The organism is Sphingobacterium sp. G1-14, assembly GCF_002196555.1.
Taxonomy (GTDB): domain Bacteria; phylum Bacteroidota; class Bacteroidia; order Sphingobacteriales; family Sphingobacteriaceae; genus Sphingobacterium; species Sphingobacterium siyangense.
The window spans coordinates 2,126,088-2,138,661 of sequence record NZ_CP021381.1 but is presented as its reverse complement, the minus strand read 5'-3'; the positions used below and the strand labels follow the sequence as shown (position 1 = coordinate 2,138,661).

The window sequence follows — 12,574 nt, the reverse complement described above, 5'->3', positions numbered from 1 at the left end:
TTAGTTATTAAAATGATAAAACTTCCAGTTTGTCTCGTAATCGGGCTTTAACTTCTCGCCCTTGATAATCGCTCTCAACATTTCCATCGGTAGATAATTTTCTTTGATCACACGGTCATGGAATTCCACAAATGACATTTTCCCTTGATCTACGACCTCCTCTTTGATACGCATCAATTGCAAGCCGCCTACGAGATAGGCCAACTGATATAAAGGATCATAGGAACCTTCAAACGATCTCTTTACTTCACCATGCGCATTAGCCGACTCAAATCCCACGCGGTTTACCAGATAATCGATGCATTGCTGCGGCGTCCACTCACCTAAATGAAATTTGATACTAAAGGTTATTCTTGCACAGCGGTGCATGCGCCAAAATAACATCCCGATTCGCTCCTCTGGAGTTTTTGCAAATCCCTTGCTATACAGCAGCAGTTCCCAGTACAGTGTCCATCCTTCCGTCCAAAATGGCGTGTTAAATGCCTCTTCGCGGTAAGGCTTGTAACGCCTATTCATAAAATATTGCAGATGATGACCGGGAATCAATTCATGCTGGACTGTGCCTCGGGAGAAATAAGGATTATTGCCACGCATACTCATCAATTTCGCCTGCTGATCCATCGTGTTTGTCGGATAGGATATGCTAATTTCCCGTCCGCCTGTAAAAAAGGGATTGACCCGCTGCCGTTCAGGTGTCATCATGATCATACCCCAAGTCTCGTCTGCCAGCTCAGGAATATTCATGAGTTTATTTTGTTCAATAAATTGCTGCGCATCGTTATACAATCTCAAGATGAGCTCCGGCTGTTGTCCAATGGGTACGTAGGAGTTTTTAACCTTTTCCTGTGCAGCCCGCCAATCATCGCCGAACCCCATTTCACGGCTCGCTTTCAATAACTCGGCCTCACACCATTTAAACTCCTGATCGGCCAATTTTAAAAGATCGGCAGCGGTATAACTGATCATTTCTGCTTTGAGTCTTCTGTTTATCTCTTTTTCCCCAATAGGCCAACCAGCAATCTGACTACCGTCATCAAACACTTTCCAATCACTTTTTGCAGCCAATTTCTCCTTATAATCCGAGAGCTTGCCTTTCACCTGCTGAAATATAGCCGGTACCCACCAGCTAAATTCAGGGTCGTATCCATTATAAAAATCGAAGGTGCTGGTGATCCTTAAGTCCAGTGAATTTAATAAGGTAACCAGAAAGTTGACATCTGAATAAGGAATATTGGTCTTTTCCTGTAGAGCAGCTATTGACCGATCGATTTCACCAGCAACCAGCGTCAGCTCTTTCGCGACATCTTCTCCTGCCAGACGCTTCCCCCTACGGCGTTCCTTTTCAAGTGCAAAAATTCGCTGTGCGAAAGGTAAATACACAGATAACCGGTTGTAATTCGACTCATCTTCTTTCAATGAAAGGAGATCACTTTTTAGTTTGCGCTTCAGTAAGATAAAATCTACCTGCCCCGATGTTTCGAGTTCTTCATAGGGGAACTTGTCCAGCTTGTTCAAATATTCGTTATCCAAACGTTGAAGACGTGCTAACTGTTCGGGCGAAGCGGCAGCCCGCTGATTGCCCCAGCCTTTGGGCATAGGGCCATAAAAATAGTTGATCGCCTCAACATCATGCCCATATTGTACAATATAAGGCTCTATAGGAGTTGTATGGTCGTATAATTTCATCTTTTGTGCATGCATGGGGACCGGGAATAGAAAGAGCAGTCCATAAAACAATGTTTTGGGGGCTATAAAAGAAAAAGAACGATTCATAATTCGGGTGTTGGTTTATATCATAATTTTATCAGTCGAAACGATCAGGTCTAAAACCAGTGATTTCAGACTCTATTTTCTGTCCTGCCAATAAATCTGCAACAACTTTCCCATAGGCAGGGCCCAAGCTCAAGCCCATCATACCACCCCCACCGGCAACTAGGACATTATCAAATTTTTTCAATCTTCCCAGATAGGGCAATCCGTCAGGCGAGCAGGGTCTGTAACCATACCATATTTTTTCGCTTGGGTAATCGACCTTCAATTCCGGATAATATTTAGGAATGGATTCTACAATTCCGCGGACACGGTTTTCATAAATTTTGTCATTTGCTGGTCCCAATTCCATCGTACCGCTGAATCGGATCTGGCCATTCATGGGGGTTACAGCAACACGAGCCTCCAGTAATAATGCCGCATGATTCAATGTATTCTCTTTCTCGGGCTGATACATAAAAGAATACCCTTTTCCTGGCATAAGCGGTGTATTTACGTGCAACTTTGATGTCAGCTGCGGTAAATAAGCGCCACCAGTCAAGACAAAAGCATCCGCCTGAAAACTTCCTTTGTTGCTGATCGCCTCTTTCACCTTATTTCCGGCTGTTATAAATTTACTGACCTCTGTTTCTTCGAAAAAAGCGACCCCTGCGGCTTTCAAATATTGAATCAATTGCCGCATTAACTTTGGTGGGTATAATTTTCCATCACAGCGATAAAGTATAGCACCTAAAACATCCAGCTTCAGATTAGGCTCCAGTTCTTGAACGGCATTTCCCTCTAGAATATCGACATCAAGTCCAAGATCCTGAGCACGATGAGCCAATTCAATTTCTTCATGCTTCATTTCCTTAGATTTATACATCATCAGGATCCCGTTCTGCTTCAGTTCAAAATCAAACCCTTCCTCCTGCGCCAATTCATCATATAATCTGCTGCTGTAGAGATTCAAATCACGTATTGCAGTCGCATGCTGTTCTACATGTGAGCGATTAGCATGTTTTAAAAACTTCAATCCCCAATTGATCATTCGTGGATTTAGCGAAGGCCGTACATAAAAAGGGCTTTTACTATTGAACATCCACTTTATCCCCTGCGCTACAATACCAGGGGCAGCCAAGGGCGTAAAATGACTGGGGACAATCATGCCGGCATTGCCATAAGAACAGTTATTGTCCAAGGTATTTTTTTCGAGGATTTTCACATTCCATCCGTCTCTTACAAGGTAATAGGCGGAAGCAAGTCCTGCAATTCCTGCACCAACGACGACAACCGTACCTCTATTATTTTCTTTCACGTTGCTCTTGTCTTATTATTTTTTTAAATCACCTGAACTATTAAATCACTTGAAAACCGCCAAAATAAGGATCCTCATCATCCAAGAAAATGGTATTATAGCCTGTTATCCGTGCCCAGCCTTCTATGGATGGGACAATGGCCGGTCTGCCATCGACGGTTGTTTCAGCTTCAATTTTACCGGTAAATTGTGACCCGATATAACTTTCATGTATAAACTCCATCCCTTTCTTGAGTTTCCCTCTAGCATACCATTGCGCCATACGGGCTGATGTACCTGTACCGCATGGAGAACGGTCTAATGCATTATCGCCAACCAATACAGCATTACGCCCTGATGAGTTAGGAAGCTTAGGATTTCCCGTCCATTGGATGTGAGTCAATCCATGTATATTAGCATCTTCGGGATGAACAAAAGAATATTTTTCATTCAGCAGCTGCCGGATTATTTTTCCATAATGAATGAGCTGGCTTGCTGAATAAGAACTGATATCTTGAAAATTAGTCTGTGGGTCAATAATGCCGTAAAAGTTTCCACCGTAGGCAACGTCAACGCTGATGTTGCCTAGATCCGGGCAATCGACCGTTAAGGCTTCAGCGTATAAAAAGGATTTGACGTTGGTAAGCTTTACGCTTTTCACCTTAGATCCCTCTTGGACATAGTCGATATGTACAAGTCCAGCCGGAGTTTCCAACCTTAATTTTCCGGGAACCTTAGGTTGAACTAGGCCCTCCTCTATAGCAATCGTCACTGTACCAATAGTCCCATGTCCACATATCGGTAGACAACCACTGGTCTCAATGTAAAGGACACCAATATCATTTTGCGGATCAAAGGGTGGATAAAGCATACTGCCACTCATCATGTCATGGCCCCTTGGTTCAAACATCAATCCCATACGGATCCAATCGTATTCACGTATAAAATGTAACCTGCGCTCCATCATCGAGTTTCCTTGTAACAATGGGGTTCCACCGGCCACCAATCGCACGGGACAACCACAGGTATGCGAATCAATACAAAAAAAAGTCTTCTTCATTTCTGGTTACTTGTTTATATGGTCACTTGTTTCTATTATGCTTTAGTCCATTGCTGGTTGACCAAACGGTCAATTTGTAATGGGTTTCCGTCCTGCAGTTCTTTAGGCAAAAATTCATTTGGCCAATTTTGAAAACTAATGGGACGAATAAAGCGCTTTACTGCATCGGGCCCGACAGAAGTGAAACGTGCATCTGTGGTTGCCGGATAAGGTCCGCCATGATGCATAGCATACTGTACTTCAACCCCAGTTGGCATCCCCTGAAACAAAAGCCTTCCACATTTGTCCTGTGCAATTGAAAAGAGTGCCTGGCATTCGCGGATATCCTGCGCCGATGCCGCAAAAGTGATGGTAATCTGTCCTTCGAGCTGCTCCATTACATTTTTCATTTCATTGAGGTCCGCACAAGATATAATTAGCCCAAAAGGTCCAAAAACCTCTTCCAATAACTTAGGATTAGCCAAAACTTGGCTTGCTTCCGCCTCAGCAAGCAGGGCCTGCGCAAAATCTTGCCCTGTATTATCCTGCCCTTCTTCCAATATACTGACACCATCGTATTGAACCATTTCCCCTTTTAAACGGTTGTAGCTATCCAATATTCCTGCGTGCAGCATTTTGCCGGTCGCGGCAGCTTGAAGTTCTTTCTTCAACGCCGCTTTAAGAAGATCTAGCTGTTCGCCGCCAATACTTACCAGAACACCTGGATTGGTACAAAATTGACCAACACCTAAAAGCAATGAGGCAATATACTGCTTAGCAAAAGGTTCCAGATTGCTAGCTAAGTAGTCCGGTAAAAGAAAAACCGGATTTACGCTCCCCATTTCGGCAAATACCGGAATAGGATCAGGTCTTGACTGGCCCAGATCAAATAAAGCTTTCCCGCCACGGAAAGAACCTGTAAATGCGACTGCTTTTACGAATCTGTGGCGGACCAATTGTTGTCCAGTAGCAAATGAATCCGACAGCACATGATTAAAAACGCCAGTTGGAGCTCCTTGTTTTGAAATCGCCCGATCAATAGCGTCAGCCATTAATTGCGAGGTTTTAAGATGAGCGGGATGCGCTTTTACGATAACTGAACAGCCCGCACCAATGGCACTGGCGGTATCCCCACCTGCTGTTGAGAAAGCGAAAGGGAAATTACTTGCGCCAAAAACCACAACAGGACCAAGCCCTTTATTATACTTCCGTAAATCAAATTGGCCATTTGGGTCTCGATCAATGCGTACTTCACTGTATAAACCAGTTCGCACAGCATCGGCATATCGACGCCACTGATTGACCGTTCTCGCTTTTTCACCTTGCAGTCTTCCCAAAGGAAGGGCCGTTTCCAGATGGGCCGTTTCAATCAGGACGTCTCCCAATGCCTCAATTTCTGCGGCAATGGCATACATCAATTCCGCCCGTTCAATGACATCAGTTTTTTGAAGAAACTGAAACCCAGCCTCCGCCTGTTTTACGACGTAATCAATCTCATTTTCGTTTCTATCCATTCCTTTTGTTTTTATTGTAAGTATCTATCTTCAAAAATCAATAAAAACCTTCCCGATATCTTCATTCCTTGCGGCATTAAATATAATAAGAAGGTCCTTTTCGCCTATTTTTATCCGGCCCTAAAAAAGGAAATTTTCTGAACCTTCGTCCAGAAAGTTCAGAAGCATTCCTATAATTGTGGTCTGGTTGCGATTGAATCTGCAATAATTTTTTTAACGCGTTGTTCTTCCTCGCCGATCAATGGCAATCTGGGAGCGCGTGTATAAGGTGTTGAAATTCCTTCGGCTGTCGCTGCCAATTTAATATATTGGACCAACTTAGGATGAATATCCAATTCCAATAAAGGCATAAACCAACGGTATATTTCTACAGCTTTGCTGTACTCGCCAGCCTTTACAAGATCGTACATGGCCACAGTTTCTCTTGGAAATGCATCGACCAGTCCAGCAACTAAACCATCAGCCCCTAACATCAAAGACTCGAGTCCTAAGGTATCTACACCAGCCATAATCTTTAATCGATCACCAAAACGATTTTTCAAACGCGTGATATTTGTTAAATCTCGTGTAGACTCTTTCACCGCCTGAATATTTGGTTCCAATAAGAGTTCCTCAAACATGTCCAGCGATACATAAGTACTATAGTCAACAGGGTTGTTATAGATTAAAATTGGCAATTTGGTACTTTGTGCAACAGCACGAAAATAAGCGACTGCTTCTCTATCATCAGCTCTATAGCGCATCGGTGGCAATAACATCAAACCGTCTGCGCCCAATTCTTCACTCGTTTGAGCCACTTTGATCGCTGCAGCAGTTGTATTTTCTGCAATATTCAACAACACCGGTACACGCCCAGCGACAACCTTCAACGCATATGTCAATAAATCATACTTTTCTTCCGTACTCAAAACACTTGCTTCACCCAATGATCCAGCGATAATCAAACCGTGAACACCTCCATCCAATTGTGCTTCAATGTTTTTACCAAACATATCAAAATCCAAATTTCCATTTTCATCAAATGGTGATAACATTGCAGGATAAATTCCTTCCCATTTAAATTGTGCCATAGCGTATTATTTTAATATTTCTTTATCACAAATCTATTTGGAATAGCGAGGTCAATCTTCTTATGAATTAATCAACACTGACCTAATATTGACCTTTTCTAGTAAATACAACTCATGAAGAAGCGGAAGAATGGCTTTCTAATTTTAAATACAGATTTATAACTTATTTCAGCAAAACTTCAGATTAGTGCCTTTAAAGTTGAAATTTGACTTCAGTAACTTAAATGTAAGTTCAACATTTATAACAAGATTTACAAAAAATAGCATGTAAAAGATATATATACATGTTTATCGGCGTAAAATTTCGACAGCTATTATGGAATGTATAGCTGCAGATTAGAAATAACAAAGGTTGCACTGTCTGACAGGCAACCTTTGTATCGTATATAATAATTAAAAATGGGTAACTAATCGCGGTTCTCCTTTTTATAAGAGAAGTAAAAAACGACTGGCAGTACAGAAAACGATAGAATCATACAAATAATCAATCCGCCGACAATCATAATAGCCAAGGGTTTTTGGATTTCAGATCCCATTCCGTTTGAAAGTGCGGCCGGTAATAACCCCATTGCCCCCATTAACGCAATCATTAGGATGGGTCTGATCCGGCTTTTTACAGCTTCATAAATAGCGGGTTTCAAGCTCATTTTATTCAACAGATTTTCTTTCATTATCCCTATTAAAACAATGCCGTCAATCGTGGCTACACCAAAGAGAATAATAAATCCGATACCCGCCGAAATTCCAAATGTCGTCCCAGTAACCCACAGCGATACAAAACCACCTATAAATGCAAATGCCAGTGTAAGCGAAGAGATCAACGTATCTTTGACGTTGCCAAAATTGGCATACAGCAAGAGTAAAATCAAAATAAGAGAAATTGGCACAACATTCATCAGCTGTTTTGTAGCCCGTTCCTTACTTTCGAATTCTCCGGCCCACACGACCTTATAAGATTTGGGCAGTTTAATATCTTTTTCTATCTGTTTTTTTGCATCGGCAATTGTACTTCCCAAATCCCGACCTTCAATGTTGAAGCCAACACCAATATAACGGGAATTGCCCTCTCTGTAAATAAATGCCGGACCGGTATGATAATCTATTGTTGCGATCTCCCGCAGTGGTACTTTTTGATCATTCATCGTGGGAATGATGATATTTCCGATCTTCTCAGGATTGTCACGATACGATTTTTGGAAGCGGAGACGTACATCAAAGATGCGCTCGTTTTCATAGAAATGTGTCACAGATTGCCCGCCAATAGTCATTTCGATCACAGATTGCACATCCTTGGTCGAAACACCATATTTGGCCATTTTCGAATCATGCAGCTGAATCCTTAGTTCAGGCAAACCGATATTTTTGAAAACATTGATGTCCGTAATACCGTTCACCTTTTTAAGTGATTCGGCAAACTTATTGGCTTTATTTTCTAAATCTTGTAAATTCTCACCAAAAATTTTGATTACCAGCGGACTTTTTACTCCGGCTACATACTCCTCTACATTATCCTGGATCGGCTGGCTAAAACCGAAATTTATTCCCGGAAAAGTCTGTAGACTATCCCGCATCTGACCAATCAATTTCTCTTTTGACAGTTTTCTTTTCCACTCGCCTTCGGGTTTCAATTCAATATTGAATTCAATATTGAAAAAACCGGTTGGATCTGTACCATCATTGGGGCGGCCTGTTTGCGTCATGATAAAATCAATCTCGTCAAACTGCTTCATCAATTTTGCTTTCATGGTTTTGGTCAGCTTCACAGATTCTTCTAGGTTGACACTATTGGGTAAGGTTGCGCGGACATAAATTGCACCTTCATTCAGTTTCGGAAGAAACTCTGAACCATAATGGCTAAACCGAAAAATACAGACGAGCAAAGCAGCAATAAAAATCGACAATGTCCATTTTGGATGGTCGAAAGCTTTCCTAAAACCTTTAAAAATGGCATTGCGGCTGACCTTAGTGATCTTATTCTCATCTTCTTTGATATTCTTTTTCAATAAGTATTTACACATCGCGGGCACATAGGTCAAACTCAGGATCAAGGACCCCAACAAGGCATAGCCGAGCGTAAAGGCCAATGGTGAGAACATCTTTCCTTCCACCTTTTGAAAAGAGAAAATCGGCGTCAATGCGACAATCAAGATCAATAGGGCAAAAAAGATATAGCCTGCTACAGAGCCGGCACCTTTCTTAATGATCCCTAGTTTGGAGATTTTATTAAAGCGTTCCGTCCCGAGCCGATGAGCCTCTTTTTCCAAAGAGACAAAAACAGTCTCCACGATGACCAGCGTTCCTTCGAGCAACAATCCAAAGTCCAATGCCCCCATGGAAATCAAATTTGCAGGGAGCCCCTGTATTTTCAAACAAATAATCGCAAATAGGAAGGCCAATGGGATCACCGATGCAACGATAAAGGTTGTCTTCCAGTTGTTCAAAAAGATAAAGACAATAATCGAAACCAGAAGAACCCCCTCTATCAGGTTTTTGGAAACCGTATGCACGGTATTATTCACCAGTTTTGTGCGATCAATAACGGGTTCAATCTTGACATTTGCAGGTAAAATACGTTGATTCAGCTCCACTATTTTTTCTTTTAACTTTGTCACAACTGCAGATGGATTTTCTCCCCTGAGCATAATGACGATTCCCTGGACAAGATCATCTTCCTGGTTGAGTCCCACCTGTCCGAGTCGCGGTTTTGCGCCTAATTCTATTTCTGCAACATGCTTGACTAAAATCGGTGTATTGCCGACCACCTTGATCAAAATATTACCGATATCATCGATCTTATCCAATAGGCCTACCCCACGCACAACATAAGCCTGATTTCCTTTCTGGATCACATCGCCGCCGACATTTATATTCGAACGTGATACGGCTTCATAAACATCCAGTGGCGACAGGTTATAATTGGCCAACTCTGTTGGATTGATCTTTATTTCATAGATCTTTTCCTCCCCCCCAAAGCTGACGACATCCGCCACGCCGGGCACACCGACAAGCTCCCGTTCAATCACCCAATCCTGAATGGCAGAGACTTCCTTGATCGGAAGATTACTTTTCACCACATAGCGAAAAATTTCTCCGGTAGCACCAGATGGTGGTTCGATTGAACTCTCAGCACCTTCCGGTAACTCAATGGAACGCATCTTATTACCCGCATACTGTTGGGCATAAAAATCCGCTACCCCATCCTCAAATTGAATCGTTACAACAGATAACCCAAACAAGGAGATGGAACGAACATCCGTTTTCTTTGGAATGGTATTCATTTCTTTGGTAACAGGCAGTGTAACGAACTTTTCTATTTCTTCAGCACTGCGCCCGGGCCACTGTGTGATAATCCTAACCCGTGTGTTGGTCACATCGGGGAAAGCCTCAATCGGTGTATGGAGGTAGGCATATATCCCGCCGAACAATAATGCCAGCGTAAAAAACAGGACGACCAAGGAATGTTTCAATGAGAATGAAACAATATTTTGTACAACTTTCTTCATCCTACCTATTTATCAGTTCATCAAATACGATCAGCTCATTCTCCGTCAGCACCTGATCTCCCTCGACTACACCAGATTTGACAAAAGCGTATGTTTCATTCTCAGCGACAATATCAACAGCTTTAACCGACAGGTCACAGTCATTTTTATAGCGTACAACGAAATTCTGATTGTTATGGAGGATAATGGCATCTTTCGGAATTGCCAGCATACGCTCTTCCTGTCCCGAAACGGCCTTTTCGACCAGCACATCCACGCTCATGCCTGGCTTCAATCTCAGGTCTTTATTCAACAACTTCACGCGCGCTTTGACCACACGTTCTTCCGGATCAAAGAAGTTGGCGACCTGATCAATATAACCGTCAAAAGTTTCACCTTTATAAGCCAGTGTAGTGATCTTGACAGGAGCCCCGTTTTTAACAAAAGGTAAATTATTTGCATAGATATTGACCGAAACCCATACCTCATTCAGCTTACTGACCGACAGCAAATCGGCGTCATCGCCAACAGTCATACCAGGACTCACCTTTTTATCTACGATATAGCCAGCTTTGGGCGCACGGATGTAAAACACACCATTTTCCGAGGAGCCATTCAGCAAACTCATGTTCGCTTTCACATGGCGGATTCCAATCTGCACGGCTTTCAATTCACTTTCCATCTCTTCCAGCTCCCGCTGGGAAGCCATACCATCTTTCAGCAGGCTACGCAGGTTAAACAATTTACTCTCCGTCAACCGCTTGCTATTTTCAAGTTCCCGCAGTTCCTTTCCTAAATCATTGACCGAGGTCCCTTTAAGCGATACCAGAATCTGTCCTTTTTCTACATAATCGCCCATCTTGACCGAAACAGACTGCACGATACCAGGTATAGGGCTCTTTAGCGCTGCAAGTTCATCCTGATCGTATTGGATAACCCCATTTAAAGCGATCTGTTCAAATACCGTTCGCTTCTGTATCGAATCAATTTTAATTTGGTTTTTAAAGTCGGCGCTAAGACAAAAGCCTTTAGCAGCTGGAATAGGCTGCTCTTCATTTTTCGCCGGCTGACAGCTCCACACTAAACAAATAGACAGCAGTGTCAATGGCGTTAAAAAATTACTTTTCATGAGAAAATATCCTTTCCGATCAAGTACATCAGTTCCTCCTTATACTGAAGATATTTCGCCCTGCGTTCCAATATTGATTCTTTGTTTTCCATATAATTATTGATAAAATCTATAAATTCAACGATGGTCAGTCTCCGTTGTTGGAAATTGCGCACATAGCGTTCTAGCGCTACGTCCAATTTACCATCAAAGCCGATATCCGTTGTCTTCAAACTCGTTTCAAGGTTGCTGAGCCGCTCCGAAAGGAAGTCGATCTCCCGTTCGATGTCGATACGAAATTGCTCGATTTCCACTTTATTTTTCTCAAGTTCCAGCTTAGCGATTTTGATATTCCCCTGGTTCCGGTTAAATAGAGGAAGATCCATAGCAACCCCCAGCCCTATAAAATCGCGCATGATATTTCCACCACGGTCGTAATTCATGGAGACCTGCAAATCTGGTATACGTTCGGCCTTTTCTATTTTCAGCTGAGCATCACTTTTCTTCAATTCGTTATGGATGATCTTATAGTCGCTGCGATTGTCGAGCGCCATCATTTTCCACTCCTGTTTTTTTCCCTGGAGAAAATGCGGAATGCCGATCGTATCTGATATAGTGAGTGCGGTCCCTTTGTCTCCGAGATAGCGCGCAACCTCATTCATTTTTGTAATTTTTTCCTGTTGGATTTCATTCAGTTTGTTACCAAATGCGATAGACTCGCTTTGAATCCTGAGGTAGTCCATCTCACTTACATTGCCTTCTTTCCACTGATTTTGGTATGATTTTGCCAACGTCTGAAAGATATCCACCTGACTATTGTATAACTTCTCCTTTTCCTGCAGAATCTGTAATTCGAGACATTGGCTCCGGAGATCATATTTTAGGTTCCGCAGCAATTCTTCAAATTGAAGCTGGGCATTTTCTTTTTCGAGAAGCTGCAATTGCACTCTCTTTTTTCGTTTGCCAGCCATTTCGATGGTCTGTTCCAGCTCGATCGCCACCTGCTGATACTTACCGTAATTTCCGATCAGCGCTGGAAAGGATTCGCTGGAAGGGTTTTTCCAAAGATTGACTTCGGAGATGGAAATCGTTGGATTGGGCCACAACTTTGCCTGAAGCACAGCAGCTTCGGCTTGCTGCATATGAAAACGCTGCGCCATTAAGGTCAGGTTATGGGTAAGGAATATCTGCTCGATCTCCTCCTTTCGCAAACGGTTTTCAACCGCCTCCTGCGAAAATAGCTTGCTATTCAGGCCAAGAAGTAAAAATAATGTAATACGTAGTTTTCTCACTTAATTTTGAATTTTCACAAAAC

The 12,574-nt window shown here is 42.5% G+C and carries 8 protein-coding genes; all 8 read right to left on the bottom strand.

Annotated features, from left to right (window positions below; translation table 11 throughout):
• Positions 1-1,773 carry a DUF885 family protein gene (locus CBM24_RS08935; RefSeq protein WP_198386069.1) on the bottom strand — a complete coding sequence of 591 codons (1,773 nt, stop codon included), beginning with the start codon at positions 1,771-1,773 and terminating at the stop codon, positions 1-3.
• 31 nt (positions 1,774-1,804) lie between these two features.
• Positions 1,805-3,067 carry an NAD(P)/FAD-dependent oxidoreductase gene (locus CBM24_RS08930; protein WP_088160936.1) on the bottom strand — a complete coding sequence of 421 codons (1,263 nt, stop codon included), beginning with the start codon at positions 3,065-3,067 and terminating at the stop codon, positions 1,805-1,807.
• A gap of 40 nt (positions 3,068-3,107) precedes the next feature.
• The gene (locus tag CBM24_RS08925) at positions 3,108-4,106 is read right to left on the bottom strand and encodes a 4-hydroxyproline epimerase (protein ID WP_088160935.1); all 999 of its coding nucleotides are present in this window, start codon (positions 4,104-4,106) and stop codon (positions 3,108-3,110) included.
• A 35-nt stretch (positions 4,107-4,141) separates the two neighbouring features.
• Complete coding sequence (locus CBM24_RS08920; protein WP_088160934.1) at positions 4,142-5,599, bottom strand: aldehyde dehydrogenase (NADP(+)); 1,458 nt, start codon at positions 5,597-5,599, stop codon at positions 4,142-4,144.
• A 170-nt stretch (positions 5,600-5,769) separates the two neighbouring features.
• Positions 5,770-6,669, bottom strand: a complete 900-nt coding sequence (locus CBM24_RS08915; RefSeq protein ID WP_075991855.1) for a dihydrodipicolinate synthase family protein — start codon at positions 6,667-6,669, stop codon at positions 5,770-5,772.
• Between the two features lie 407 nt (positions 6,670-7,076).
• Complete coding sequence (locus CBM24_RS08910) at positions 7,077-10,172, bottom strand: efflux RND transporter permease subunit (RefSeq protein WP_088160933.1); 3,096 nt, start codon at positions 10,170-10,172, stop codon at positions 7,077-7,079.
• Position 10,173: 1 nt separating this feature from the next.
• Positions 10,174-11,280: an efflux RND transporter periplasmic adaptor subunit gene (locus tag CBM24_RS08905; protein WP_088160932.1), complete on the bottom strand. Its 1,107-nt coding sequence runs from the start codon at positions 11,278-11,280 to the stop codon at positions 10,174-10,176.
• Positions 11,277-12,551 (bottom strand): TolC family protein, encoded by a 1,275-nt coding sequence (locus CBM24_RS08900; protein WP_088160931.1) that lies wholly within the window; start codon positions 12,549-12,551, stop codon positions 11,277-11,279. Before CBM24_RS08900 ends, CBM24_RS08905 begins: the two co-directional genes overlap by 4 nt.
• Positions 12,552-12,574: the final 23 nt, after the last annotated feature.